General features: G+C 64.9%; 28 protein-coding genes and 1 other RNA gene. 13 read left to right on the top strand and 16 right to left on the bottom strand.

All coding sequences use genetic code 11. The annotated features are described in order from the left end of the window. Position 1: 1 nt before the first annotated feature. Entirely contained in the window at positions 2-418 is a 417-nt protein-coding gene (locus tag BWP39_RS11500) for a DNA polymerase III subunit chi (RefSeq protein WP_096720218.1), read from the top strand. Positions 419-505: 87 nt separating this feature from the next. Continuing rightward, entirely contained in the window at positions 506-1,024 is a 519-nt protein-coding gene (locus BWP39_RS11495) for a DUF2486 family protein (RefSeq protein WP_096720216.1), read from the top strand. A 43-nt stretch (positions 1,025-1,067) separates the two neighbouring features. Here BWP39_RS11495 and BWP39_RS11490 read toward each other — a convergent pair whose 3' ends face one another. Beyond that, positions 1,068-1,400, bottom strand: coding sequence for a c-type cytochrome (locus tag BWP39_RS11490; RefSeq protein ID WP_096720214.1), 333 nt, complete (start codon positions 1,398-1,400; stop codon positions 1,068-1,070). Between the two features lie 122 nt (positions 1,401-1,522). Next, a complete protein-coding gene (gene ilvD, locus BWP39_RS11485) occupies positions 1,523-3,196 on the bottom strand; it encodes a dihydroxy-acid dehydratase (protein ID WP_096720212.1) in 1,674 nt (557 codons plus the stop codon). 132 nt (positions 3,197-3,328) lie between these two features. Here ilvD and BWP39_RS11480 point away from each other — a divergent pair, with 132 nt between their 5' ends. Both BWP39_RS11480 and lgt read left to right on the top strand, forming a co-directional pair. After that, complete coding sequence (locus tag BWP39_RS11480; RefSeq protein ID WP_096720210.1) at positions 3,329-4,324, top strand: LysR family transcriptional regulator; 996 nt, start codon at positions 3,329-3,331, stop codon at positions 4,322-4,324. A 64-nt stretch (positions 4,325-4,388) separates the two neighbouring features. Next, positions 4,389-5,294 carry a prolipoprotein diacylglyceryl transferase gene (lgt, locus tag BWP39_RS11475; protein ID WP_096720208.1) on the top strand — a complete coding sequence of 302 codons (906 nt, stop codon included), beginning with the start codon at positions 4,389-4,391 and terminating at the stop codon, positions 5,292-5,294. Between the two features lie 139 nt (positions 5,295-5,433). On the opposite strand, the gene BWP39_RS11470 is transcribed toward lgt, so the two are convergent. The 5 genes from BWP39_RS11470 to BWP39_RS11450 form a co-directional block, all read right to left on the bottom strand. Beyond that, positions 5,434-6,165, bottom strand: a complete 732-nt coding sequence (locus tag BWP39_RS11470) for an SIMPL domain-containing protein (protein WP_096720206.1) — start codon at positions 6,163-6,165, stop codon at positions 5,434-5,436. Between the two features lie 226 nt (positions 6,166-6,391). Continuing rightward, positions 6,392-6,850 (bottom strand): EVE domain-containing protein, encoded by a 459-nt coding sequence (locus tag BWP39_RS11465; RefSeq protein WP_096720203.1) that lies wholly within the window; start codon positions 6,848-6,850, stop codon positions 6,392-6,394. 125 nt (positions 6,851-6,975) lie between these two features. Continuing rightward, a non-coding RNA gene (gene ssrS, locus BWP39_RS11460) (6S RNA) lies at positions 6,976-7,157 on the bottom strand. 83 nt (positions 7,158-7,240) lie between these two features. Next, on the bottom strand, positions 7,241-7,555 hold the full coding sequence (locus BWP39_RS11455; protein WP_096720201.1) for a cell division protein ZapA: 315 nt from the start codon (positions 7,553-7,555) through the stop codon (positions 7,241-7,243). Further along, the gene (locus BWP39_RS11450; protein ID WP_096720199.1) at positions 7,552-7,923 is read right to left on the bottom strand and encodes an ATPase; all 372 of its coding nucleotides are present in this window, start codon (positions 7,921-7,923) and stop codon (positions 7,552-7,554) included. Before BWP39_RS11450 ends, BWP39_RS11455 begins: the two co-directional genes overlap by 4 nt. A gap of 458 nt (positions 7,924-8,381) precedes the next feature. On the opposite strand from BWP39_RS11450, the gene BWP39_RS11445 reads away from it, so the two are divergent. The 5 genes from BWP39_RS11445 to cobC are packed head-to-tail and all read left to right on the top strand — an operon-like array spanning position 8,382 to position 12,725. After that, entirely contained in the window at positions 8,382-9,419 is a 1,038-nt protein-coding gene (locus BWP39_RS11445) for a FecCD family ABC transporter permease (protein WP_096720197.1), read from the top strand. Beyond that, positions 9,416-10,267 (top strand): ABC transporter ATP-binding protein, encoded by an 852-nt coding sequence (locus BWP39_RS11440; RefSeq protein WP_096720195.1) that lies wholly within the window; start codon positions 9,416-9,418, stop codon positions 10,265-10,267. Before BWP39_RS11445 ends, BWP39_RS11440 begins: the two co-directional genes overlap by 4 nt. Positions 10,268-10,301: 34 nt before the next feature. Continuing rightward, entirely contained in the window at positions 10,302-11,357 is a 1,056-nt protein-coding gene (gene cobT / locus BWP39_RS11435; RefSeq protein ID WP_096720193.1) for a nicotinate-nucleotide--dimethylbenzimidazole phosphoribosyltransferase, read from the top strand. A 28-nt stretch (positions 11,358-11,385) separates the two neighbouring features. Then, positions 11,386-12,144 (top strand): adenosylcobinamide-GDP ribazoletransferase, encoded by a 759-nt coding sequence (locus BWP39_RS11430; protein WP_096720191.1) that lies wholly within the window; start codon positions 11,386-11,388, stop codon positions 12,142-12,144. Next, entirely contained in the window at positions 12,129-12,725 is a 597-nt protein-coding gene (gene cobC, locus BWP39_RS11425; RefSeq protein ID WP_096720189.1) for an alpha-ribazole phosphatase, read from the top strand. Before BWP39_RS11430 ends, cobC begins: the two co-directional genes overlap by 16 nt. A 43-nt stretch (positions 12,726-12,768) precedes the next feature. Here the strand turns inward: cobC and BWP39_RS11420 are convergent, their stop codons facing one another. The 4 genes from BWP39_RS11420 to cobU form a co-directional block, all read right to left on the bottom strand. Then, complete coding sequence (locus BWP39_RS11420) at positions 12,769-13,707, bottom strand: cobalamin-binding protein (RefSeq protein ID WP_207556758.1); 939 nt, start codon at positions 13,705-13,707, stop codon at positions 12,769-12,771. Between the two features lie 71 nt (positions 13,708-13,778). Further along, a complete protein-coding gene (gene cobD / locus BWP39_RS11415; protein ID WP_096720185.1) occupies positions 13,779-14,909 on the bottom strand; it encodes a threonine-phosphate decarboxylase CobD in 1,131 nt (376 codons plus the stop codon). Next, entirely contained in the window at positions 14,902-15,843 is a 942-nt protein-coding gene (cbiB, locus tag BWP39_RS11410; protein WP_096720183.1) for an adenosylcobinamide-phosphate synthase CbiB, read from the bottom strand. Before cbiB ends, cobD begins: the two co-directional genes overlap by 8 nt. Beyond that, a complete protein-coding gene (gene cobU / locus BWP39_RS11405; protein WP_096720181.1) occupies positions 15,840-16,385 on the bottom strand; it encodes a bifunctional adenosylcobinamide kinase/adenosylcobinamide-phosphate guanylyltransferase in 546 nt (181 codons plus the stop codon). Before cobU ends, cbiB begins: the two co-directional genes overlap by 4 nt. A gap of 175 nt (positions 16,386-16,560) precedes the next feature. Between cobU and BWP39_RS11400 the strand changes: the two genes are divergently transcribed. Beyond that, the gene (locus tag BWP39_RS11400) at positions 16,561-18,057 is read left to right on the top strand and encodes a cobyric acid synthase (RefSeq protein WP_096722448.1); all 1,497 of its coding nucleotides are present in this window, start codon (positions 16,561-16,563) and stop codon (positions 18,055-18,057) included. Between the two features lie 117 nt (positions 18,058-18,174). Continuing rightward, positions 18,175-18,591: a DoxX family protein gene (locus BWP39_RS11395; protein ID WP_096720179.1), complete on the top strand. Its 417-nt coding sequence runs from the start codon at positions 18,175-18,177 to the stop codon at positions 18,589-18,591. Positions 18,592-18,684: 93 nt separating this feature from the next. On the opposite strand, the gene BWP39_RS11390 is transcribed toward BWP39_RS11395, so the two are convergent. After that, on the bottom strand, positions 18,685-19,104 hold the full coding sequence (locus BWP39_RS11390; RefSeq protein ID WP_096720177.1) for a PaaI family thioesterase: 420 nt from the start codon (positions 19,102-19,104) through the stop codon (positions 18,685-18,687). A 153-nt stretch (positions 19,105-19,257) separates the two neighbouring features. Here BWP39_RS11390 and BWP39_RS11385 point away from each other — a divergent pair, with 153 nt between their 5' ends. After that, entirely contained in the window at positions 19,258-19,887 is a 630-nt protein-coding gene (locus BWP39_RS11385) for a ParA family protein (protein ID WP_096720175.1), read from the top strand. 60 nt (positions 19,888-19,947) lie between these two features. Here the strand turns inward: BWP39_RS11385 and panD are convergent, their stop codons facing one another. From panD to BWP39_RS11365, 4 genes are all read right to left on the bottom strand, one after another. Then, positions 19,948-20,334 carry an aspartate 1-decarboxylase gene (gene panD, locus BWP39_RS11380; protein WP_096720173.1) on the bottom strand — a complete coding sequence of 129 codons (387 nt, stop codon included), beginning with the start codon at positions 20,332-20,334 and terminating at the stop codon, positions 19,948-19,950. A gap of 98 nt (positions 20,335-20,432) precedes the next feature. After that, the gene (panC, locus tag BWP39_RS11375) at positions 20,433-21,266 is read right to left on the bottom strand and encodes a pantoate--beta-alanine ligase (RefSeq protein WP_096720171.1); all 834 of its coding nucleotides are present in this window, start codon (positions 21,264-21,266) and stop codon (positions 20,433-20,435) included. 81 nt (positions 21,267-21,347) lie between these two features. After that, positions 21,348-22,220 carry a segregation and condensation protein A gene (locus tag BWP39_RS11370; RefSeq protein ID WP_096720169.1) on the bottom strand — a complete coding sequence of 291 codons (873 nt, stop codon included), beginning with the start codon at positions 22,218-22,220 and terminating at the stop codon, positions 21,348-21,350. A gap of 2 nt (positions 22,221-22,222) precedes the next feature. Then, positions 22,223-22,408: a DUF3460 family protein gene (locus BWP39_RS11365; RefSeq protein WP_091010846.1), complete on the bottom strand. Its 186-nt coding sequence runs from the start codon at positions 22,406-22,408 to the stop codon at positions 22,223-22,225. 310 nt (positions 22,409-22,718) lie between these two features. On the opposite strand from BWP39_RS11365, the gene BWP39_RS11360 reads away from it, so the two are divergent. After that, a complete protein-coding gene (locus BWP39_RS11360; RefSeq protein WP_207556756.1) occupies positions 22,719-24,572 on the top strand; it encodes an autotransporter assembly complex protein TamA in 1,854 nt (617 codons plus the stop codon). The last annotated feature ends 1 nt before the right edge of the window (position 24,573 follow it).

Below are 24,573 nucleotides of genomic sequence, written 5' to 3'. Positions count from 1 at the left end.
CATGACGCGGATCGACTTTCATACGAACGTAGGCGACGCGCTGCTGTACGCGTGCCGCCTCGTACGCAAGGCGTATCAGGCCGGCCAGCCGACGGTGGTGCTGGCCGAAGCGCCGCGTCTGCGTGCGTTCGACGAGCAGTTGTGGACGTTTTCACCGCTCGACTTCGTGCCGCACTGCATGGCCGGCGCGGCCGTGGTGGCGCAGACACCGATCGTGCTGACCTCGAACCTCGACGATGCACCGCATCATCAGGTGCTGCTGAATCTGGGGGCGGAGGTGCCGGCGCAGTTTGCGCGCTTCGAGCGCTTGCTGGAGATCGTCGGCAATGCGCCCGACGAACTCGCGGCAGGCCGCGAGCGCTACCGCTTCTACCGCGACCGCGGCTATGCTCTGAACAATCACAAGCAGGGCGGTTGAGTTCCGGTCTGCACATCGTGCGCCGGCCATGCCGGGCAGCCTGAAGCTGGGCGGCCGGCTCGCTCGATCTTTCGACGGAGTGCTCACGTGTCCGATCTTGACGACCATTCGATCCCGCTTCTGACCGACATTCTGGTGCCCGGCAACCCTACACATGCGCGGGCGCCGCAATGGGCGCCGGCTGGCCATGCGCCATTCGAGGCCAGCAGCGCGTTTGCCACCGATTCCGCCATCGGCCCGCTCAGCGCCAGTGCGGCACCCGCTGCCGTGCCGGACGCGCCGGTGGCGAGCTTTGTTGCGCCGCCATCGGTGGCGCCCGCGCTGGTCGCCGCCGATCTGCGCAATTCCTACGATTCCCACGATGCCTACGCCTACGACCCCGAAGCACTGGCCGAGCGGCTCCGAGGCCGGTTCGCCAGCTATCTGACCGGCGAAGGGCGCAGCGTGATCGAGACGCGTTGCCGCGATGCGTTGCAGGAGCACTCCACCTGGCTCGTGAACCAGATCACGCGCGAAGTGGCGCTTGCGCTCGAAACGGAGCTGACCGGCTGGGTACGCGATGCGGTCAGGGACGAGATGGCGCGGCGTGGCGCAGACCGCTACTGAGCGGCTGCGTGTCTGACCGTACCGCGCAACCGTATGGCGAAGGTTATTTCAGCGTCAGAATCCAGCCGGCGAGGCTGGCGGCCTGGTCGGGCGTGAGTTGCGTATTGGCGGGCATCGGCACCGGACCCCAGACACCCGTGCTGCCTTCAAGGATCTTGTGGGCGAGATAGCTTGCCGCATCGCTGCGATCCACATATTTCGCTGCCACGTCATGCAGCGCCGGCCCCATGAACGGACGTTTCACTGAATGACAGCTCATGCAGTTCTGCTGCTGGGCAAGCGCGAGACCGCTGGCCGGTTCCGCATGCGCGGCGCCTGCGGTCGCGGTTGCGAGGGCAGCCGCGAGAGCGAGTGCCGCATACATCGTTGATGTCATTCTGGTCTCTGCCGGTACGGATGCCCGGTTGGGCGGGGGTGTGGTGGACGCATTATAAGCAGAGGGGCGCACGAAGAATAACCGTGCGCCCCTCTGCATTTACGGCACGTGCCTGCCGCGCTTTAACCGGTCACGGCGCCCTTGTGAGCCGGCAGTGCGAGCGCCGCGTACTTCGCCATCACGCCGCGCGTGTAGCGCGGCTTCGGTTGCTGCCATGCGGCGCGGCGGCGTGCGAGTTCGGCGTCGTCGATGTTCAGTTGCAGCAGCAACTGGTGTGCATCGATCGTGATCGAATCGCCTTCCTCGACGAGCGCGATCGTGCCGCCGACAAACGCTTCCGGCGCCACGTGGCCGACCACCATGCCCCATGTGCCACCTGAGAAGCGCCCGTCGGTGATCAGACCGACCGTCTCTCCAAGCCCCTTGCCGATGATCGCCGAAGTCGGTGCGAGCATTTCCGGCATGCCAGGGCCGCCTTTCGGGCCGAGGTAGCGCAGCACGACGACATCGCCGGCCTTGATCTGGTCCGCGAGAATCGCGGCGAGCGCGCTCTGTTCGTCCTCGAACACGCGTGCCGGACCCGTGATGACCGGGTTCTTCAGGCCGGTGATCTTCGCCACGGCGCCGTCGGTGGCCAGGTTGCCCTTCAGGATGGCGAGGTGGCCTTCCTTGTAGAGCGCCTTATCGATCGGGAAGATCACCTGCTGGTCCGCGCGCGGCACCGACGGTACGTCCTTCAGCGCTTCGGCCATCGTCTGGCCTGTGATCGTCATGCAGTCGCCGTGCAGCAGGCCCGCGTCGAGCAGCAGCTTGAGCACCTGCGGAATGCCGCCGGCCTTGTGCAGATCGGTCGCGACGTACTGGCCCGACGGCTTCAGGTTGCACAGCACTGGTACGCGGCGACGGATGCGTTCGAAGTCGTCGATGGTCCATTCGATTTCGGCGGTATGCGCGATCGCGAGATAGTGCAGCACGGCGTTCGTCGAACCGCCCGTCGCCATGATCAGCGCGACCGCGTTTTCGATCGATTTCTTCGTGATGATGTCGCGCGGCTTCAGGTCCTTCTTCACCGCTTCGACGAGCACGCGGGCCGATTCCGCGGCGGAATGCACCTTTTCCTCGTCCGGATTGGCCATCGTCGACGAATACAGCAACGACATGCCGAGCGCCTCGAACGACGAACTCATCGTGTTGGCCGTGTACATGCCGCCGCACGAACCCGACGACGGGCACGCGTTCTTCTCGATGCCTTCGAAGTCTTCGTCGCTCATGCGCCCGGCCGTGAACTCGCCGACCGCTTCGAACGACGACACGATCGTCAGATCCTTGCCCTTCCAGTTGCCCGGCCGGATCGTGCCGCCGTACACGTAGATGCCGGGCACGTTCAGGCGGGCCAGCGCCATCATGCCGCCGGGCATGTTCTTGTCGCAGCCGCCGATCACAACCACGCCGTCCATCCACTGGCCCTGCACGCAGGTCTCGATGCAGTCCGAGATCACTTCGCGCGAGACGAGCGAGTACTTCATGCCTTCGGTGCCCATCGACATGCCGTCGGAGATCGTCGGTGTGCCGAAGATCTGCGGATTCGCGTCGGCGTCGCGGATCGCGCCGACCGCCGCGTCGGCGAGGCGCTGCAGGCCCGAGTTGCACGGCGTGATGGTCGAATGACCGTTGGCGATACCGATCATCGGCTTGTCGAAGTCTTCCTTCTGATAGCCGAGCGCGTAATACATCGAGCGGTTCGGGGACCGCGCGACGCCTTGCGTGATGTTCTTCGAACGACGGTTGTACGGCATGGGGAGCTCCATCCAGTTTGTTTTGATCGGTACCCACGAGGCATGGGGTGCGGTGTCTCGCGCAAGAATGCAATGTCCTGAGAGGTGTGTCTAATATATTATTAGCGGCTTATTAGGTCGAAAAACATATCGATGTCACGTGTCACGCCCGCTGTCCTACCTGCTGTTACGCCCGATCTGCGGCAGTTGCGCTATTTCATTGCCGTTGCCGAGGAAAAACACTTCGGCCGGGCCGCTGCGCGCCTGTCGATGACGCAACCGCCGCTATCGCAGGCGATCCGCGCGCTCGAGGAAACGCTCGGCGTCGAACTGTTCGCCCGCACCAAACGCTCCGTCGAGCTTACGCCGGTGGGTGCCGATCTGCTGCCCGAAGTGCGCCGGTTACTGGCCGCCGCCGAGAGCCTGCGACCGTTCGCCCAGAGTCTCGCACGCGGCGAGGCGGGGGTGCTATCGCTCGCGTTCGTCTCGACCGCCGACTACGGCCTGCTGCCGCCGCTGCTGCGCGATTTCGGCGTGCGCCATCCGCGCGTGCGATTACAGCTCACCGAAGCGACCAGCGACGTGCAGATCGACGAACTCGTCGCCGGCCGCATCGATGCGGGGCTCGTCATCGCCCCGTTGCCGCCGCGTCACGCGGCGCAGCTGTCGTGGCTGCCGATCGTACGCGAGCCGCTGGTCATTGCGATGTCATCGGCGCTGGCGGCGCGTCTCGACGGAACCGCCGGCGCTGCGGGCACGCTCGAGACAGGGTGGCATCCGCATCCGGTCAGCCTCGCTGATCTCGCCGATGAGCCGCTCGTCGTCTTCCCCCGCCGTTTGGCGCCAGGCTTTTATGACATCATTATGGATTGCTACGGCGTAGCCGGCCTTGCGCCGCGCATCGGCCAGGAAGCGATCCAGATGCAGACCATCGTGAGCCTCGTTTCGGCGGGCATGGGGGTCGCACTGGTGCCGCAGTCGCTGCGTAACCTGCGGCGTACTGGCGTCGTGTACCGGCCGCTGCGCGAATCGGTGCCGGCGATCGAAACGGGACTGGTGTGGCGTACGGCTGAAGTCAGCCCGGTGCTTGCCGGTTTCATCGAAATCGTGCGGGCTTATGCTGCGGCGGTTGCCGATCCGGTCGCGTAGCGCGGCAAAAGCACGGTAAAACCCAGAAAGCACTCCGAAGAACCCGAACCTCTACCACCACACGATGCTCATTCACCCGAATTTCGATCCTGTCGCCATCCATCTGGGGCCGCTCGCCGTGCGCTGGTACGGCCTGATGTACCTCGTCGCGTTTATCGCGGCGATCGTCGTGGGGCGGTTGCGCCTGCGCCTGCCCTATGTGGCCGCGCAAGGCTGGACCGTGAAGGACATCGACGACATGCTGTTCTACGGCGTGCTCGGCACGATACTCGGCGGCCGGCTTGGTTATGTGCTGTTCTACAAGGCGAGCTGGTACTTCGCGCATCCGCTCGACATCTTCAAGGTGTGGGAAGGCGGCATGTCGTTCCACGGCGGCTTTCTCGGCGTGCTGTTCGCGATGATGCTGTTCGCGTATCAGCGCAAGCGCACGTGGATGCAGGTCACCGATTTCGTCGCGCCGATGGTGCCGACCGGTCTGGCCGCCGGCCGCCTCGGCAACTTCATCAACGGTGAGCTGTGGGGCCGCGTGACCGATCCGTCCGCACCGTGGGCGATGTTGTTTCCGGGCGCCGCGAATGAAGATGCCGCATGGCTGGCCGCTCATCCGGCGAAGGCTGCGCAGTGGCATCTCGGCGAGGTGTTCGCGCAGTACCACATGCTGCCACGTCATCCGTCGGAGCTGTATGAGATCGCGCTCGAAGGTATCGCGCTGTTTCTCGTGCTGTGGTTCTTCGCGCGCAAGCCGCGGCCGGTCGGCGCGATTTCAGCGGTGTTCCTGATCGGTTATGGCCTCGCGCGCTTTACCATCGAATTCGCCCGTGAGCCGGACGACTTTCTCGGCCTGCTCGCGCTGGGGCTGTCGATGGGGCAGTGGCTCTCGCTGCCGATGATCATCGCTGGTATCGCGATGCTGGTCTGGGCCTATCGGCGCGGTGGCAAGGCCGCATCGCAGGCGGTTGGGGCGCGCTGAGCGGCGCCGTTACAGCTTAAAAAGTTAAAGCCCCTGTATTGCTTGCAATACAGGGGCTTCGGTCACACGACGCCACGGCATGCCGTGGCGTTTTTCGTCGCACGTGCGGTTGTGAACACCGTGCGAGCGACCTGCGACATCACTTCATCTGCACCGACCCCGACACATTCACCGTAACCGTCGACGTCCCAGCCTCGATCGGCACCGGCGCGGAGTCGGATTTCGCCTCGAAACTGGCGGCGCGGGCCATCATCATCATCGGGCGCGGCATCACGCCGTTGCGGCCGATGTTGACTTCGCGGATCGTATAGCTGCTATAGCCGAACGCCTGCGCCGAGGCGGTGGCCTGCTGGCGGAACGTGGCGATCGCTTCGCCGGCGAGCTTCTGTTCGGCGGCGCGCTGCGCTTCCGGCGACAGCGAGAACTGCACATCGCCGACCTGCATGTTCGCGGCAATCTGACCCGCGAGCTTCGACGCCGCGGCGAAATCGTGTGATTCGAGGATGATTTCCGTCCGGCCGCGCCAGCCGGAGATGCGCCCGTTGCGATCCGTCGACGGGCTGATCGAGAACGAACCCGTGCGTGCCGTTACACCGCTGACACCCTTGGCCTGATGCAGCGCGGCATCCGCGTGCTGGTTCAGCGCGGTTGTGAGCGAAGAGGGATCGTTGGCTTGCTGCTCGTAAAACAGCGTGATGTTCACCACGTCCTGCGGCACGTCGGCACTCGCCTGCGCGTTCAGCGACAACACGCCCGACGGTTGATACGGCGCGGCACTCTGGGCGTGTGCGGCGGACGGTACGAGCGACAGCAGGAGGGGGGCGGCCGAAGCCATGGCGAGCGCGAACGCGATGGTGGTTTTTCTGGTCATTGTGTGACTCCTTCCGTGAACAGGGTATGCGCGCAGCCGGCTGGTCGCCGCTGCGCGCTCGCGTAACAACTTCATGCCCATGACGGAGACGCGGTCCGGCACGCCGAATGGCACGACGCTTGCGAGTCACTTAGGTGCGAATTCATACCGACAGGTTCCCGTCGTCCGGTAGTTTCGTCACTCAATTTCGTTACTCGGTTTTGCCACCCGACACTGTGGCGCGGCCTTACATCAGCCGCTTGAGGATGAAACGCCATTCCTCGCTCGTCACCGGTGTGATCGACAGGCGGTTGCCTTTTGCGAGCACGCGCATCTGCGCGAGTTCCGGGTGATCGCGCAGTGCGGCGAGTGGCACCAACGGCGTTTTTTTCTTGAACACCACGTCGACGAGCACCCAGCGTGGCTCCTCCTGCTTCGACTTCGGATCGTAGTACGGGCTCTTCGGATCGAACTGGGTCGGGTCGGGGTAAGCCGTCGACGACACTTCCGCCAGCCCCGCGATACCGGGCTCCGGACAACTCGAGTGATAGAAGAGCACACCGTCGCCGAGCTGCATCGTGTCACGCATGAAGTTGCGCGCCTGATAGTTGCGCACGCCCGTCCAGGGCAGCGTGTGCTGCGGGGCGTGGGCGAGATCGTCGATGCTTGCTTCGTCCGGTTCGGACTTCATTAGCCAGTAGCGCATATGAATCGAATGAACGTGAGGGTGGATGGGAGAACGACAACGACAGCGACTACGACAGCGACAGCGGCCAGACAAACCGCTGCACAAAGAAAAACGGCACCGGACAGTGTCCGATGCCGTTCGAATAAGTCCCCGCCATAGCCGCTAGGCCGGCATCCTGAACCGGAGATTCAGAATTGGTCGCAGTTAGCAGCACTTCGGGTACATCAGACAGAGTGACGCGCACACCCGTGCTGCAAATTTCCACAACCGTGCACATGGCATTGGTTCAAGGAATATATGACCTTGGCGAACCAGGCAGGGAAGCTAACAACTGGGCCGGTATGTTCCACCAACCCACTAAACCGTTTGAATCGAGATGCTTGCCAGACTCGAACTACGCTGATGCGACTACTGCACGCCGTACTGGCTAATGACTGTATCAAGCTGCTCGTTCATCTGGTGCATTGTACGCCGGATTTCTTCGGCGGGAAACGATTCTCCATGACGCACACTGGCTTGCAGCTTCAGCAGTTCCGATGCGAGCGACAGCGCGGCCATCACCGCAATGCGATCCATGCCGCGCACGTTGCTGTGCGTACGGATTTTTGACATTTCCGCATCGACCCGCGCAACCGCTTCGAGCAGCGCCGCTTCGGTTTCCGGCGAGCAGGCGAGACGATAGGTCTGGCCGAGAATCGCGACTTCGATCTGCTTCGTGGTCATGCGTTTTCTCCGTGGCGGGCCGCATCGCTGCGGGTCGCTTCCTGGGACTCTTGCTCTTCGTGCTGCGCGGTGGCGAGCAGGTCGAGTTGACTGTCCTGTTCGGATTGGCCTTTCGCACGTGGCAATTTTTCGAGGATCGCGTTGAGTCTGACCTGCGCGTCGTCGATCTTCGCCGACAGCGCGTCGCGTTCGGCCTGCAGCGCGTTACGCTCTTCGCGCATGTGTTCGAGTTCGGCGCGCGTTGCGTCGCAATCCGAGCGCGCCTGCGTGAGCTGCTCTTCGAGCGCCTGGCGTGCTGCGTAGTGACGCTGGCTGACCGCAATCAGCCGTCCAATATTCTGTGAGAGTGTTTCGAGTTCGGTGAGCATGTGCTGCGTCCTCTAAAGACGGGACATTTTAGCGCGGAATGCCGCGGGTTCCGACAATTGTCTCGTTTCGAGACGTAACAGCAGTGCTTTTTACAGGTTTTTCGCGGGGTTTTGTCATGTTGTTTGCCGATGTCCGGCGGTTTTTCAGTCGCCGCGGCACCCGATGCGCAACCGGAATTGCCGTTTCTTGACGCGACATCGTACGCGCTCCTACACTTGCGGCACTTTGGCGCCCACGCGTTTTTTTCGCATCGCGCGTAGTTAAACGGGAAAACAGGAAGGATTTTCGAAACCTGTTCGACAAGGACTATGAACTCGCCTCTATCTACAACACATCGCGGCGCGGCGTCTGTCAGACGAATCTCGCGACTCTCACGATTGGCGGGCAGCAGCAGTCCGGTATGCGCTGCAAGCCCAACGCCGTCGATGAGCCCGTCCGCCTCCATCATGCTGCACGGATGAACCGCATCGCGACGCGCACCGTTCGACGCATGAGCGCGCAACGCGCGGCCGTCATCTGGGCCGCGCTCGCCGCATGCACGGCCGCCGTGTTCGTCGCGTCGCTATCGCTTGGCAGCGTATCGGTGCCGCTTGGCCGTGTCTTCGCCGCGCTGTTACCCGCGCACGCAATGCCCGCCGATCTCGGCATCGAGATCGTCCGCTCATTGCGGCTGCCGCGCGCGCTCGCCGGGTTTTCGTGCGGCGCGCTGCTCGCGCTCGGCGGTGCGTTGTTGCAGGTGTTGCTGCGCAATCCGCTTGCCGAACCGTATGTGCTCGGCGTGTCCGGCGGCGCCGCGAGTTTTGCCTTGCTGGCGATGAGCGCCGGCTGCGCAATATGGCTCGTCGATGCAAGTGCATTCGCGGGCGCGCTTGCATCGATCCTGCTCGTGCTCGGTCTCGCCCGTCGCGAACTGTGGCGCGGCGAGCCGCAGGACACCTCACCGCGCCTGCTGCTGACCGGCGCCGTAGTCGCGGCGGGCTGGGGCGCGGCGATCACACTACTGTTGACCGTTGCGCCGGAGAACCGTCTGCGCGGCATGCTGTTCTGGCTGACCGGCGACCTGAACGGCGGCGGCATGCCGTGGACCGCGCTCGCCGCACTTGTCGTCGCGCTCCTCGCAATCGTGCCCGCCGCGCCGCAACTGAACGTTTTGCTGCGCGGCGATGCAGCCGCGCAGGCGCTCGGCGTTGCCGTCGTGCCGCTGCGCTTGCGCATCTATCTGGTGGCATCGCTGGCGGCGGCGGCCGCCGTGACGACGGGCGGCACGATTGGCTTCGTCGGTCTGGTCGTGCCGCATATGGTGCGGCTCGCGTTCGGCAATGATCAGCGGATGCTGCTGCCGGCCGCGGCGTTAGGCGGGGGTGTGGCCGTGATGGGTGCTGACCTGGTCGCGCGCACCGTGATTGCGCCTGCGCAACTGCCGGTCGGTGTGATTACCGCGCTGATCGGCGTGCCCGTGTTTCTCTGGATGCTGTTGCACAGGCGGCGCGGATGACCGGCCACCACGCGACCTCCAAAGCTACATCGCAGGCGACCACGCTTGCGATGCACCACGTCACCCTGCGCGCCGGCGAACGCGTCCTGCTCGACGACGTCACGCAGACCTTCGGCCCCGGCGAGCTGTGGTGCATCGCCGGGCCGAACGGCGCAGGCAAGACGACGTTGCTATCGGTGCTGGCCGGTTTGTTGCGACCTGCTGCCGGACACGTCGAGATCGACGGTGTTCTGCTCGACCGTTGGCCCGCTGTACCGCTCGCGCAACGGCGCGCGCTGATGCCGCAGAGCCTGCACGACGCGTTCAGCGCGAGCGTGCTCGATATCGTGATGCTGAATCGCTTTCCGCATCTGGCGGGCTGGGGCTGGGAACGCGCAGACGACCTTGCCGCCGCACAATCCGCGCTCGCGATGCTCGGCCTCACCGCGCTCGCTTCGCGCGACGTGCTGTCCTTGTCGGGCGGCGAACGGCAACGGGTGTCGCTGGCCGCCGTGCTGTGCCAGAATGCGCCGCTGCTGTTGCTCGACGAACCGCTCGCGCATCTCGATCTGCATCATCAGATCGAGTGTCTCGACGTGCTGGCGGCATGGACACGTGAGGCCGCGCGCACGATCGTGTTCTCGTGCCACGACCTGAACCTCGCGCGCCGTTACGCGACGCATGCGTTGCTGCTCGATGGCAACGGTCGTGCGCAGGCAGGTCCGGCGCGCGACGTGCTGACGCCCGAGCTGGCGAGCCGCGCGTTCGGCTATCCGTTGATATTGATTCGCGAAGGGGAGCACGAAGCGCTGATCCCCGCGGTACAGTCCCGTTATTCGTCCGACGACGCCCGACCTTCATCGCGGTGATCGGCGCAGACGGTTTTCCTTTCAACCGGACAACATGATCTTTTCACCTCTTGTCTTGCCCGTCGTCGAGCCGCTCGACTCCTCGCTGCGCGACGAACTTCAACGAATCATCGATGCGAGGACCAAGCCGCCCGGCAGCCTGGGGCGCCTTGAGACGCTCGCGCGTCAGATCGGATTGATCCAGCAGACCACGCAGCCGAGTGTGCGCCGCGCGACGATGATCGTCTTCGCGGGCGACCACGGCATCGCCGCCGAGGGCGTGAGCCCCTATCCGCAGGCGGTGACCGCGCAGATGGTCGCGAACTTCCTTGCGGGCGGCGCGGCAATCAATGCGCTGAGCCGGGTTGCCGACATGACGCTCGAAATCGTCAACGCCGGCATCGCCACACCGTTGCCCGACAGCGAAGGGCTCGTCAATATTCCAGTCGCATACGGCACGCGCAATTTCATGCACGAACCCGCGATGACGCGCGACCAGGTCATCGTGGCATTGCAGGCGGGCATGACGCGCGTGCGGCACCATGCAGCGCTCGGCACCAACGTGATCGGCTTCGGCGAGATGGGGATTGCGAATACGTCGTCGGCTGCGTGTCTGATGAGCCGGCTGTGCGGCGTATCGATCGACGAATGTGTCGGGCGCGGCACCGGGCTCGATAACGCGGGACTCGCGAAGAAGCGCAACGTACTCGCCTCGGCGCTCGCGCTTTACCCGACGTCAAACCATCCACTCGATGTGCTCGCAACCTTCGGCGGCTTCGAGATCGCGATGATGGCGGGCGCCTATATGGCCGCGGCGGAAGCGCGCATGGTGACGCTGGTCGACGGCTTCATCGCGACGGCGGCGCTGCTGGTCGCCGATGCACTGGTGCCGGGCGTGCGCGAGTATTGCGTGTTTGCGCATGCGTCGAACGAAGCAGGGCACCGGCGCATGCTCGATCACTTCGGCGCGATGCCGCTGCTCGCGCTCGATATGCGGCTCGGCGAGGGCACGGGCGCCGCGGTCGCGGTGCCGCTGCTGCGTGCGGCGGTCGCGATCGTCAATGAGATGGCGAGCTTCGAGTCGGCCGGTGTTGCCACCCGCCGGCCCTGAACGCAGCGCTCATTCGAGGCAGGCATCGATGCATCCGCTGACCGAACTGCGCTACTTCTTCACCGCGCTCGGCTATTTCACGCGCGTGCCGGTGCCGCGCTGGGTCGGCTACGAGCCGCATTATCTGAATGCGGCGGCGCGTTATTTTCCGCTCATCGGCGCGATGGTGGGGGCGCTCGGCGCGCTCGTGTATCTGGCTGCGCTGCATCTGTTTCCGGCGAGTGTGGCGGTGCTGCTGTCGATGGTCGTGACGCTCGTCGTCACCGGTGCGTTTCATGAGGACGGACTAGCCGATTGCTGCGATGGATTCGGCGGCGGCTATACCCGCGACGATGTGCTGCGCATCATGCAGGATTCGCGGATCGGTGCGTTCGGCGCGATTGGGTTGGTGATCGCGCTGGCATTGAAGTGGCAGACGCTCGCGGCGTTGCCGCCGGTACATGCCGCGTGGCTGATGATCGCGGCGCATGCGGCGAGCCGCACGGGCGCGATCAGCTATCTGACGACACTCGATTACGTACGCGCCGAAGGCAAGGCAAAACCGGTGGCGCAGCGCATGGGCGTGGCGGCTTTTGTCGTGGCTGCCGTGTTCGGTTTGCCGTGGCTGTTGTGGCCGGACTGGCGCTGTGGCCTCGCGATGCTCGCGGTGCTCGTCGTACTGCGCGTTTTAATCGGTCGCTACTGGGTGCGGCGCATCGGTGGTTATACCGGTGACTGCCTTGGGTTCGCGCAGCAGATTTTCGAACTGGCCATTTATCTGACGGGGCTCGCGTGGATCTCGTCCTGATCCGTCATGCGACCGTTTCGGTTGCTGCGGGCGTGTGCTATGGACGCAGCGATGTGCCGCTCGCGGACGAGCCGGCCACTGCGGCGGCGGCTGTTGTCGCGCGTCTGGCTGCGCTGCGCGCGCCGCAGCCCGGCGACACGCTATTCACGAGTCCGCTGACGCGGTGCGCGAGCATCGCTAATTTGCTTGCTGCACATTTTGACTGCGCCTGCCGTATCGATACGCGTCTCGAAGAGATGAACTTCGGCGCATGGGAAATGCAGCGCTGGGATGCGATCGATCGCGCGCAACTCGATGCATGGACCGCCGATTTCGAGCATGCGCAGCCGCACGGTGGCGAGAGCGTTGCGCAGTTTGCGGCGCGCGTTGGGGCGTGGCTCGATGATGTTGTGGTCGCGCGCAAAACGTCGCCCGTCGCCTACGTTGTTACGCATGCCGGTGTGATGCGTGTCGTTACAGCGCTCGCGCTGGAACTGCCGGTCGAGCGCTGCGTGCAGTGGGCGCTCGAGATGGCCGCTATCGTCTGGTTGCGGCGCGACGAGGTGAGTGGGCGCTGGACACTGGTGCGGTGGAACGCGTAAGCGTGCAGCGCTAGCAGTCAGTAATGGCCTTGCCCAGGCGTTGTTACTGCGCGCTGCCAGCCACTCCAGCCGCTCGACGCGAGCGCACCGTTTCGAGGTCCTCACACAACTGCGCAGCGCCCTCTGCGATACGCGGTGCGGGTCGGTTGATCAGATCGCCGTCGATCGCAAACAGGTTGTCGCGCGCCACCGCTGTCAGCGCCGGCCACGCGCGCCACGTATCGAGTTGCGGCAAAGGATGGTCCGGCGCCGTCGCGCCCTGCGATGCCGTGACGATTGCCTCAGGATTTGCCGCGAGCACCGCTTCCGTCGATACGGTTGGCACCAGCGGTTCGAGCTGCGCGAATACATTGCGCCCGCCGCACAGCGCGATCACGTCGCTGATCATGTGCGTACCGTTGAGCGTCATCAGCGGTTTGTCCCATACCTGGTAGAACACGCTCACGGGCGGTCGCGTCGCGTAACGCGTGCGCAACTGCGCGATGCGTTGACGGAACGCGGCGGCGGCTGCATCGGCGGTCTGCTGCGTGTCGAGCAACACGCCGAGTTTCGTCAGCGTGCTCGCGATGTCGTCGAGATGTTTGGGCTCGCTGAAGAAGAGCGGGATATGCAGCTCGCGTAGCCGCTCGAGTTGAGCTTGTGCATTCCCGTGCCGCCACACGACGATCAGATCCGGCTTCAGCGCGACGATGCGTTCGAGGTCAAGCGCCTTGTTGTCGCCGACGCGCGGCAACTGCTTCGCCTCGGGCGGGTAGTCGCTGTACGTGACCGCGCCGACGAGCTTCGCGCCGCCGCCCGCGGCATACAGCAGCTCGGTGACGTGCGGCGCGAGACTGATCACGCGTTGTGCGGGCGCTGCGAGTGTGACGGTTGCGCCGCTGTCGTCGGTGACGGTGATGGACGCGTGCGCTGCACGGCTGAAGGGCAGCAGGGCCGCGCAGGCCAACGTGAATACAGCGGCAAGTCGAACGGGTCGGGTCATTGTGATGAATACAGGAAGCAGGGTGGTTACGGCGTGGCCAACTGTATCGCGGGCAGTACGTGATTCGACGGTTATGCAGTCGCATCAATTGCTTCCACGCTTTCCCGCAATGCCAGCTCGAAACGTTGCCAGTCCGCGGGTGTAGCGGGCAAGCCGAAGCGCAGGCTGGCCGGTTGCGCGAACAGGCGGGTCCAGATACCACGTTCGGCAAGCGCGCGATGTAGCGCGGTGGCACGTGCGTCGTCGGTCCATGCGAAGAGCGGCGTGGCTCGCGACGCGAAGCGATGTGCATGCAGCAACTCCACGAGCCGGGCACTGTCAGCCGCCAGGCGGTCGCGCATCTGCTCTTGCCATGCACGATCGGCGAACGCCGCCGTCACTGCATGACGCGCCGGACCGCTGACCGTCCACGCGCCGAGCACGTCGCGCAGTGCACGAAGCTGCGCCGGCGCAGCCAGCACGAAGCCCGCGCGTACGCCTGCGAGGCCGAAGAACTTCCCCGGCGAGCGCAATACGACGAGACCGGGCAACGCAACGCGATCGGCCAGCGATGCACGCGGCGTGACATCCGGCATCGCGTCGGCGAACGCTTCATCGACGATCAGAGTGCCGCCGCGTGCTGACAATTGCGCGTGCCAGCGTAGAAGTTTTGCCGCATCGAGGTACGCAGCGGTCGGGTTGTTCGGATTGACGACGACTGCGTGAGTGAGCGTGTCGGGCAGGTTCTCGCACGCTACATCGAGTGCGCTCACTACGTAGCCGGCGCGTGCGAACGCCGGCGCGTATTCGCTATACGTGAGCGGTGCGATACCGACGGTTGCGCGTGTCGACGACTCGGGTCGTGATTCGGGCGATGAAGCAGGCTGCGTAGGTAGGGCAGGCAGCGCAGGCAACACCGCAGGCAACGCACGGATCGCCGCCTGGCTGCCAGCCACCGGCAACACATGCTCCGCATCCGGCGCGCCGTAATAGCGCGCGGCGCACGCAGCGAAATCGTCGCCTTCATCGGGCAAACGCCGCCACGCATCGGGCGGTACGGGCGGCACCGGATAGCCGTGCGGATTGATGCCAGTCGACAGATCGAGCCACGCGGCGTACGCAATGCCATACAGTCGCGCCGCCTCATGCAGATTGCCGCCGTGCGTTACCACGCTGGGCGCGGCACCTGGGCTCGAAGTAGCAACACCGATCTCGCTATGCATGAAACGGCACACTCAGTAGCGCCAGCACAATCAATACAGCCAGCCAGAGCGTGACGGTTCGCTCAACCAGTTGCAGCGCGGCCGGAACATGCCGGGCGGCGGCGGCCTCGCCGGCACCGAGTGTCGGACGTTGCTCGAGTGCGCCGTGATACACAGCCGCTCCGCCGATCCGCACATTCAGACTGCCTGCGCCCGCCGCCATCACCGGCCCCGCGTTCGGGCTGTCCCAGCGCCGCGCCTGATCGCGCCAGCAGCGCCACGCGGTGCGCGTATCGCCGAGCAGCGCGTAGCTCGTCGCCGTCAGCCGCGCGGGAATCCAGTTGAGTACATCGTCGATGCGTGCCGCGGCCCAGCCGTAGCGCAGATAGCGCGGCGTGCGGTAGCCCCACATCGCGTCGAGCGTATTGGCAAGACGGAACGCGAGCGCGCCAGGACCACCCGCGATCGCGAACCAGAACAGCGCGCCGAAGATCGCATCGTTGCCGTTCTCGAGTGCCGATTCGACGGCGGCGCGCGCGAGTGCGGCTTCGTCGGCGGTCGCGGTTTCGCGCGAGACGATGCGCGACGTCAGTACGCGCGCCTGCGCCAGATCGCGCCGCGCGAGCGCCGCAGCAATCGGCGCGATGTGGTCGTGCAGGCTGCGCGCGCCGAGTGCGAACCACAGCAGCGCGACATGGACCGCACACGCGAGCGGCAACGGCAGCACCGCGACGAGCCACGCGGCGATAGCCACCGGCGGCGCGACCGCAAGCAGCCAGCCGAGCAGCCCCGCGAGCCGGCCGCGCCGACCGGTGTTCAGGCGCGCTTCGAGTGCGCTAGCCAGCTTGCCGAAACCGACCAGCGGATGAGCGGTGTGGGGCTCGCCGGTCCAGCGGTCGATGGCGACGGCAAGCGTCGCGAGCGCAGCGGTCAGCGGGAGGGACAGCATGATCATGGGCGCGCGGTCTTAAGCGTGAGCGGCAGGCCCGCGACCATCATCGTGACTTCGCTACTCAGCGCAGCGATCCGTTGATTGAGCCGGCCGAGTTCGTCCACATAGAGACGCGTCGCCGCGCCGAGCGGCACGACGCCGAGGCCGATCTCGTTGCTCACGATGATGATCTTGCCTGCCGCCTGGGCGAGCGCGTGTTCGAAGGCGGCGAGGCGTTGCGCGCTGTCATCGGAGGCGGGAGTACCGTCGGGTGGACACAGCAGGTTGGCGAGCCACAGCGTCAGGCAATCGATCAGGATGCATTGCCCAGGCGCATCGGTGGCGGTGACAGCGCCGGCCAGATCGAGCGGCGCTTCGAGCAAACGCCAGTGCGCAGGACGTCGCTCGCGATGATGCGCGACTCGCTCCGCGAATTCGGCATCCGCGATGCGTGCGGTGGCAATGTAGGTGACCGGGAGCGCGCTGTCGCTTGCGAGCTGTTCGGCGTGCGCGCTCTTGCCCGAGCGGGCACCGCCGAGCACGAAGGTGAGGTCGGGGGAAATCATCGCGTGATTGTACCGGCTTGGGTTCGCGTTCAGCCGCGTCGCGGGCGCATGCGATGGGATAATGCGCGGTCTTTCCTGTTCGCCTCATTACCACCTGGCCCACTCCGTGACTGCGCTATCCGACTCCCCGCCGCCCGCAGGTTTAACCGTGCCAACCGTGCCGCGCGGCACGCTGATGATCCAGGGCACGACCTCCGATGCCGGCAAGAGCACACTCGTCGCGGGCCTGTGCAGGCTCGCCCGCCGCGCCGGTGCGAAGGTCGCGCCGTTCAAGCCGCAGAACATGGCGCTCAACAGCGCAGTCACGGTGGACGGCGGCGAGATCGGCCGCGCGCAGGCGTTGCAGGCAGTCGCCGCGGGGATCGACGCGCACACCGATCTGAACCCCGTGCTGCTCAAGCCGACCAGCGACCGCGGCGCGCAGGTGATCATCCACGGCAAGGCGCGCATGAATCTCGATGCGCGCGCCTATCACGACTACAAGCCAATCGCGTTCGATGCAGTGCTCGCGTCGTACCGGCGTCTGCAGGCGCGCTTCGAAACGATTTTCGTCGAAGGCGCGGGCAGTCCCGCCGAGATCAATCTGCGTGATCGCGATATCGCGAACATGGGTTTTGCGGAAGCGGTCGATTGCCCGGTGGTGCTGGTGGCCGACATCGATCGCGGCGGGGTGTTCGCGCATCTGACGGGGACGCTCGCGTGTCTGTCGGCCAGCGAACGGGCACGAGTGCAGGGCTTCGTGATCAACCGGTTTCGTGGCGATATCGGACTGCTGCAGCCGGGGCTCGACTGGCTCGAAGCGCAGACCGGCAAGCCGGTGTTCGGCGTGCTGCCGTATCTGCATGGCCTGACACTCGATGCCGAGGACATGCTGCCGCGCGAATTGCGGGCCGCCCACGCGGGCGCGGGCATGGGCACGGCAGACGGCGTACTGCGCGTCGTGGTACCGGTGCTGCCGCACATCAGCAACCACACTGATTTCGATGCGTTGCGCGCGCATCCGCAGGTCGATTTCCACTATGTACGCAGCGGCAGTATGCCGCCGCCCGCCGATTTGATCGTGTTGCCAGGCTCGAAGAACGTGCAGGGCGATCTCGCGTTTCTGCGCGCGCAGGGTTGGGACGCGGTGTTGCAACGGCATCTGCGCTATGGCGGCAAGGTGATCGGCATCTGCGGCGGCATGCAGATGCTGGGGCGCGAAGTGGCTGACCCGCATGGCGTCGAAGGGACGCCGGGCACGGTGGCCGGGCTCGGCTGGCTCGACTTTTCGACGACGCTGACGCGCGAGAAAACGCTCGCCAACGTAACCGGCACGCTGGCGCTGCCGGGCGCGCCGGCTGCGGCCGGCTACGAAATCCACATGGGCGAGACCGAGGGACCGGCGCTCACCTCGCCGGCATTACATCTCGCCAGCGTGACCGGACCGCGTCCCGACGGCGCCCGTTCCGCCGACGACCAGATTCTCGCCACCTATGTCCACGGCCTGTTCGATACGCCGGCTGCCTGCGCGGCGTTGCTCGCGTGGGCCGGTCTCGGCGCCGCGGAGGAAATCGACTACCCGGCGCTGCGGGAAGCCTCGCTGGACCGCCTCGCCGATACGCTCGACGAGCATCTGGACCTGCCCCGCCTGTTCGCGGCGATGCGCGAGACCGCGAATGGAAGAATCGATTAAATCCTGTCAGGAAATAATCTAAGCGCCAGAGCCGGTTTTTCCACCTTATTAGTTCGAATATAGTGCGACCCAACGACGGCACCGTCTGCTGTCCGTTCAACCCATCAAGGAGTCGCCATGCATTCGAACCGTTCCGCCGATGCGGCCGCGCTGCTGCTGCGCGTGGCGTTAGGCGTGCTGTATCTCGCCCACAGCCTGCAAAAGATCTTTGTGTTCACGCTGCCGGGCACCGCGCAGTTTTTCGTCTCGCTGGGCCTGCCGGGCTGGCTGGGCTACGTGACGGCGTTCGTCGAGCTGTTCGGCGGCATCGCCTTGCTGCTCGGCGTGCAGGTGCGCTGGGTTGCGCTGGTGCTGCTGCCGTTCATGCTGGGCGCGATGTCCACCCATTTGCACAACGGCTGGGGCTTCGCCTCGCCGAACGGCGGTTGGGAATATCCGGCGTTCTGGGCGGTGACGCTGGTGGTGCAGTCGTTGCTGGGCAACGGTCTCTTCGCAGCCACCGGGGTGAAGGCGGCACGTCCTGCGGTGGCCTGAGATTGCTGAATCAGCTTGCTGGATAGGGCGGCCTGCCTGGGCCACCCTGAATCGCTGCCTGGGCGAGGCGCAAGGCGCCTCGCCACTCTCTTCTCAATACAAGACCATCTGCGTGCAGCGGAATAGCGCAATGGTCTTGCCGTTCGGGTCGAACACCGTCGCATCCCAGACCTGCGTGGTACGCCCAATATGGACGCCCTTCGCCACCGCCCGGATCGTGCCTTCCCGCGCGGTGCCGAGGAAATTGCTCTTCAGCTCGATGGTCGTGAAACTCTGGGCTTTCTCCGGCAGGTGGGAGAGGCACGCATAGCCGCAGGCGGTATCGGCGAGGGCGACCACGGTTGCAGCATGCAGGAAGCCGTTGGGCGCCAGCAGGTTGGGGCGTACCGTCAGTTCGGCGGTCAATGAGCCTTCTTCCAGCGAAATAGCCCGAAAACCGATCAGTTCGGGAAGGGTGCCGCGCTGCCGTTCCTGCATGCGCTCAAGGGTGTATTCGGGGCGAAGCTTCGTCATGGTCTGGTGTCCTCGTAGAAAGAAATGCACACCGAATGGTCGTTCTTGTTTCGGTGCGGCGGGTTTTGCCGATATTATCAACGGCTGGATCGACTTTTGACGGCAAGAAACGGCAAACCGGCTGGCCGCGCCAGCCATCTTCCGGGGGCATTCATGACGGTAATCGTGGTGGCGAATCCGAAGGGCGGCGTAGGCAAGAGCACGCTGTCGACCAATCTGGCGGGCTATTTCGCCGCCGCGGGCGAGTGGGTTGCGCTCGCGGATCTGGACAAACAGCATTCAGCGCATGCGTGGCTCGAGCTGCGGCCCGCCACGCTCCCGCCGATCGAAATCTGGGAGGTCGACCCCGACGCGCCGGCCAAACCGCCCAAGGGCCTCGAACACGCAATTATCGATACACCCGCCGGCTTGCACGGCAACCGTCTCAGTGTTGCCCTCGATCTGGCCGACAAGGTCATCGTGCCGCTGCAGCCGTCGTTGTTCGATATTCTCGCCACCCAGGAATTTCTCGAACACCTCGCGAAAGAAAAAGCCATCCGGAAAGGCCGCATCGAGGTCGGTGTGGTGGGGATGCGCGTCGATGCGCGTACGCGCTCGGCGGATCAGTTGCATCGTTTTGTCGAGGGACTGAAGCTGCCGGTGCTCGGCTTTGTGCGTGATACGCAGAACTATGTGCAACTCGCCGCGCACGGCCTCACGCTGTGGGACGTCGCGAAGAGCCGGGTCGAGAAGGACCTCGAGCAGTGGCAATCGATCATCGATTGGGCCAGCAAGAAAACCTGACGCCGCCACGCGCGGCACGGTGAAGCGTTCGGGCCACGATCGGCCCGACGCGCAAGATCATCAGGTCCAGCTTTGCGTCGGCACGTGGTCGCGACTGCCCTTGATGCGGTTGTCGCCGTCAACGAACACCAGGTCCGGTTTCCATCCCGCCTTCAGCTCGGCCTCGTCGACCGTGGCAAACGCCGCGATGATCACGAGGTCGCCCAGTTGCGCCCGGCGCGCCGCCGAACCATTCAGCGAAATCATGCCGCTACCGCGCTCGCCCTTGATTGCGTAGGTCGAAAAACGCTCGCCGTTATTGATGTTCCAGATGTCGATGCGTTCGTTTTCGATGATGTTCGCGGCTTCGAGCAGGTTCTCGTCGATCGCGCACGAGCCTTCGTAGTGCAGTTCGCAGTGCGTGACGGCGGCGCGATGGATCTTCGACTTCAGCATGTGGCGTTGCATGGGCGGGCGTTCCGTGGACAAGTAGTCGCGCGGCCCGGGCGCATGGGGTGCATGCGGCGCGCCGGGCCGGTGACAGGTTCAGGCGGGTTCAGACGGTTTCAGATTTCGAGGTTGTCGATCAGGCGCGTCGCGCCGAGCTTCGCGGCGGCGAGCACGACGAGCGGTGCGTCGGTTTCATGCGCGGCCGGAGCCTGCAGGTTCACGCGTTTGCGCACGGCGATGTAGTCGGGCTGCCAGCCGCGCGCGGCGAGCGTGGCCATTGCCTGCTGCTCGATCTTCGCGAAGTCGCGCTCGCCGGCCAGCACCGCGGTGCGCACACCGTTCAGCGCGATGGCGAGCTGCGGCGCTTCGGCGCGCTCGGTGGGCTGCAGATAGCGGTTACGCGAGCTGAGCGCGAGCCCGTCGGCGTCGCGCACGGTGTCTGCGGCGATGATGTCGGTCGGGAGCGCGAACTGGTGGCACATCTGCCGCACGATCATCAACTGCTGATAGTCCTTCTTGCCGAACACCGCGACGCGCGGCTGCACGCACGACATCAGCTTCATCACCACCGTGCACACGCCCTGGAAGAAGCCCGGCCGGAACTCGCCTTCAAGGATGTCGCCGAGATCCTGCGGCGGATGCACGCGATATTGCTGCGGCTCCGGATACAGATCGCGCTCGGTTGGCGCGAACAGCACATAGACGTTTTCCTTGCGCAGCTTCTCGATGTCCTCTTCGAACGTGCGCGGGTACTTGTCGAAGTCTTCGTTCGGGCCGAATTGCAGCCGGTTGACGAAGATGCTCGCCACGACCGGGTCGCCATGCTGGCGCGCAAGACGCATCAGCGAAAGATGGCCTTCGTGCAGATTGCCCATCGTCGGGACGAACGCAGTGCGATTCTGGCCGCGCAACTGGTCGCGCAATTCGTGGATCGAGCTGATGATTTTCATGATCGGCGGTGCACTCCTCGCATGGGGCGGGGTGGCGGGTCTCCGGATTCTTTGGATTCTTCGGGTTTCTCGGACTTCTGCCTATGCCGGCAGGTAGGCGAGGCGCACGTAGATCGGCGCAAACGGCTCGGCCTGGGTGATCTCGATCAGCGATTCGCGCGACAGCTCCAGCATCGCGATGAAGTTCACCACGACCACCGGCACGCCGCGCGATACATCGAACAGATCCGAGAATTCCATGAAGCGCGCATTCTGCAGTCGACGCAGGATCGTGCTCATGTGCTCGCGCACCGACAGTTCTTCGCGTGAGATGCGGTGATGCTGGACGAGCTTCGCCCGCTTGATCACATCCGCCCATGCCGTGCGCAGATCGTCGCTGTTCACGTCCGGAAAGCGCGGCGTCATGCTCTGCTCGATGTACACCTCGGCGCGCAGGAAGTCGCGACCGAGTTGCGGCAACTGGTCCAGACGCTGCGCCGCGAGCTTCATCTGCTCGTACTCGAGCAGGCGCCGCACGAGTTCGGCGCGCGGATCTTCCGCTTCTTCGCCGCTATCGGCCTTTCTGACCGGCAGCAACATGCGCGACTTGATCTCGATCAGCATCGCGGCCATCAGCAGGTATTCGGATGCCAGTTCGAGGTTCGACTCGCGCAGCTGTTCGACGTAACCGAGGTACTGCACCGTGACGTCGGCCATCGGGATGTCGAGCACGTTGAAGTTCTGCTTGCGGATCAGGTACAGCAGCAGATCGAGCGGACCTTCGAACGTTTCGAGAAAGACTTCGAGCGCATCCGGCGGGATGTAGAGGTCTTGCGGGAGCTTGAAGAGCGGTTCGCCGTACAGGCGCGCGAACGCGATACCGTCGACGGTATCGGGCGTCGTATCGGTTACGGGCGCAGCGAGCGCGGCGTCGGACTGATCCTGCGCCGGGCGGGCCTCGTCGGCGGTCGTCACGCTCAGAAGTTCTGGTAGTAGACGTAAGGCGTTTGTTCTACGCGCGAGGCTTGCTGGTGCGCGCGTTCGTCGAGATCGACCGGCTGTTTGTCCCACAGCAGCGAACGGCCGCGGCGCTGTTCCGCTTCGAGTGCGGGCTTTTGTTCTTTCAGCTGGTTCAGAAACTGGGTGATGTCCGATTGATACATGGCTCGACGTCCGTGAGGGTGAGGGCGGCAGCGGGGCGGGAGGTCTGCCCGGCGGCTTTTCGCGCGGTTTGGCGGAATTTTACAGCATGCGAAAGCGGGCGGTCGAATTTGCGGGCTGCCTTGAGCGCGGTTTGCCCGCGGGCGCGTATGCGGTTTGCGGAACATCGGCCCGGGGCGCGCGTCCAAGGCGGGCAGCGCACACAGGTTCGAGGAGGCCAGGCCCTGCCGATGTGGTCAAATAGCGAGCTTCGGCCCATGCTCGTAGCGCCGAATTAACCATTCATATCAACCACGGCCCGGGAGGTCCTGTTTGGCGGGGTGTCCGATCGAACCGTCGTACGTGCGCCGCCCTGGCTGGGGGGCCGGTCACGCCAGCCTGCAGCGGTGCGGGACGGCACGCCGTGCGCCGTGGCCGCTGCGCGCGTGGTTTGCCGGATGCCTGCTGGTCCTCGCATTCACGTTTGGCATAAGCAACGCACATGCGGCGCGCGCGGCCTACAAGGTCGACATCGAGACCTCGCCGCGCTCGCTGCGCAAGCTGCTCGAAGCGCATCTGGACATCGCGCGCTTCGCGAAGCGCGACGACATCAGCGACGACCAGTTCCAGTTTCTCGTCACCGCGACGCCGCAGCAGGTGCGCGATCTCACCGCCACGCAGGGCTATTTTTCGCCGGTCGTGCGCACCGACGTACGTAACGTCGACGGCAAGAAAAGCGTGACGGTCAGCGTCGATCCCGGTCCGCGTACGACGATCTCGGCCATCACACTGACGTTTCGCGGCGCCGTGCTAACCGAAGACCCTACCCAGGAAAACGCCACCCGTTTCGCCTTTTCGCTGCGCGAAGGCGACCCGTTCTCGCAGTCCGGCTGGGACGATGCGAAGAGCGCGTCGCTGAGGGCACTGCAGGCACGCCGCTACCTTGGGGCGAAAATCGCGCAGTCGGAAGCACGTATCGATCCGCGCACGCACCGCGCAACGCTCAGCGTCCTGTACGACAGCGGCCCGACGTTCACGATGGGCAAGCTCGACGTGTCGGGCACGCGGCGCTATCCGGAGAAGATCGTCGATAACGTGAATCCGGTGTCGGTCGGCGAGATCTACGACGTGCAGCGCATCAACGAACTGCAGCGCCAGTTGCAGAGCACGCCGTACTACGCGAGCGTCGCGATCGACGTCGACAACGACCCCACGAAACCCGCCGATACGCCTATCCACGTGAAGGTCAGCGAGTATCCGTACAACAGCGTGCGCGGCGGCGTCGGTTATTCGACCGATACCGGTCCGCATGTGCAGGGTTCCTATTCGTACCTCGACACGTTCGGCCATGCGTACCCGTTCTCGATCCAGGGGCGGGTCGATCGCATCCAGCGCTACGGCCAGATCCAGCTCTCGATGCCGCCCGGCGAGCGCGCGTGGACCAACAGCGTGCTCGCGTCGTACACCAGCACCGACGTGTCGGACACGACGATCTATAGTGCGCGCGTCGGCGTGCAGCGAACCCGCACGTCGCAGAACATCGACTACTCCTACTCGATCCTCTACTACCAGGACCGGCTCGAGCAGAACAACGGTAACCCGACCACGAGCCACGCGCTCGTGCCGTCATGGTCGTGGACCCGCCGCAATACCGACGACCCGCTGTTTCCGCGCTCCGGCAACCTGATTCACGCGGAAGCGGGGTTTGCGGTGAAGGGCGCGGCAACCGAACAGAGCTTCGTTCGCGGCTATGCGCGCGGCCAGCAATACCTGCCGCTCGGCAAGACCGACCTGCTGGTATTTCGCGCGGAACTCGGCGGTGTGTTCACGGGCAGCAGTTCCTCGGGCGTGCCCGCGTCACTGCTGTTTCGCGCGGGCGGGTCGAACTCGGTGCGTGGGTACAGCTTCCAGAGTATCGGTGACCAGGTCGACGGCTCGACCCTGCCGACCAAATACCTGATGACGGGCAGCGCCGAATACCAGCACTGGTTCAGCCACGACTGGGGCGCTGCGACGTTCTTCGATATCGGCACTGCCACCGATACCTGGGCCGAAAAGGTCTTCTTCTCCGGTGTCGGTGTCGGGGCGCGCTGGCGCAGCCCGGTCGGACCGGTGAACATCGACGTCGCGTACGGGATTCGCAACCGCAGCGTGCGGCCTTACCTGACGCTCGGGATTGCCTTCTGAT

The organism is Paraburkholderia acidicola (assembly GCF_002362315.1).
Classification (GTDB): domain Bacteria; phylum Pseudomonadota; class Gammaproteobacteria; order Burkholderiales; family Burkholderiaceae; genus Paraburkholderia; species Paraburkholderia acidicola.
Note: the sequence above shows the minus strand (reverse complement) of the source record. Positions and strands in the feature narration are given on the sequence as shown.

Coding starts and splice junctions, on each gene's coding strand:
- BWP39_RS11500 (WP_096720218.1), top strand. CDS start 2: ATGACGCGGATCGACTTTCATACGAACGTAGGCGACGCGCTGCTGTAC.
- BWP39_RS11490 (WP_096720214.1), bottom strand. CDS start 1,400: ATGACATCAACGATGTATGCGGCACTCGCTCTCGCGGCTGCCCTCGCA.
- ilvD (WP_096720212.1), bottom strand. CDS start 3,196: ATGCCGTACAACCGTCGTTCGAAGAACATCACGCAAGGCGTCGCGCGG.
- BWP39_RS11480 (WP_096720210.1), top strand. CDS start 3,329: ATGTCACGTGTCACGCCCGCTGTCCTACCTGCTGTTACGCCCGATCTG.
- lgt (WP_096720208.1), top strand. CDS start 4,389: ATGCTCATTCACCCGAATTTCGATCCTGTCGCCATCCATCTGGGGCCG.
- BWP39_RS11470 (WP_096720206.1), bottom strand. CDS start 6,165: ATGACCAGAAAAACCACCATCGCGTTCGCGCTCGCCATGGCTTCGGCC.
- BWP39_RS11465 (WP_096720203.1), bottom strand. CDS start 6,850: ATGCGCTACTGGCTAATGAAGTCCGAACCGGACGAAGCAAGCATCGAC.
- BWP39_RS11455 (WP_096720201.1), bottom strand. CDS start 7,555: ATGACCACGAAGCAGATCGAAGTCGCGATTCTCGGCCAGACCTATCGT.
- BWP39_RS11450 (WP_096720199.1), bottom strand. CDS start 7,923: ATGCTCACCGAACTCGAAACACTCTCACAGAATATTGGACGGCTGATT.
- BWP39_RS11445 (WP_096720197.1), top strand. CDS start 8,382: ATGAACCGCATCGCGACGCGCACCGTTCGACGCATGAGCGCGCAACGC.
- BWP39_RS11440 (WP_096720195.1), top strand. CDS start 9,416: ATGACCGGCCACCACGCGACCTCCAAAGCTACATCGCAGGCGACCACG.
- cobT (WP_096720193.1), top strand. CDS start 10,302: ATGATCTTTTCACCTCTTGTCTTGCCCGTCGTCGAGCCGCTCGACTCC.
- BWP39_RS11430 (WP_096720191.1), top strand. CDS start 11,386: ATGCATCCGCTGACCGAACTGCGCTACTTCTTCACCGCGCTCGGCTAT.
- BWP39_RS11420 (WP_207556758.1), bottom strand. CDS start 13,707: ATGACCCGACCCGTTCGACTTGCCGCTGTATTCACGTTGGCCTGCGCG.
- cobD (WP_096720185.1), bottom strand. CDS start 14,909: ATGCATAGCGAGATCGGTGTTGCTACTTCGAGCCCAGGTGCCGCGCCC.
- cbiB (WP_096720183.1), bottom strand. CDS start 15,843: ATGATCATGCTGTCCCTCCCGCTGACCGCTGCGCTCGCGACGCTTGCC.
- cobU (WP_096720181.1), bottom strand. CDS start 16,385: ATGATTTCCCCCGACCTCACCTTCGTGCTCGGCGGTGCCCGCTCGGGC.
- BWP39_RS11400 (WP_096722448.1), top strand. CDS start 16,561: ATGATCCAGGGCACGACCTCCGATGCCGGCAAGAGCACACTCGTCGCG.
- BWP39_RS11395 (WP_096720179.1), top strand. CDS start 18,175: ATGCATTCGAACCGTTCCGCCGATGCGGCCGCGCTGCTGCTGCGCGTG.
- BWP39_RS11390 (WP_096720177.1), bottom strand. CDS start 19,104: ATGACGAAGCTTCGCCCCGAATACACCCTTGAGCGCATGCAGGAACGG.
- BWP39_RS11385 (WP_096720175.1), top strand. CDS start 19,258: ATGACGGTAATCGTGGTGGCGAATCCGAAGGGCGGCGTAGGCAAGAGC.
- panD (WP_096720173.1), bottom strand. CDS start 20,334: ATGCAACGCCACATGCTGAAGTCGAAGATCCATCGCGCCGCCGTCACG.
- panC (WP_096720171.1), bottom strand. CDS start 21,266: ATGAAAATCATCAGCTCGATCCACGAATTGCGCGACCAGTTGCGCGGC.
- BWP39_RS11365 (WP_091010846.1), bottom strand. CDS start 22,408: ATGTATCAATCGGACATCACCCAGTTTCTGAACCAGCTGAAAGAACAA.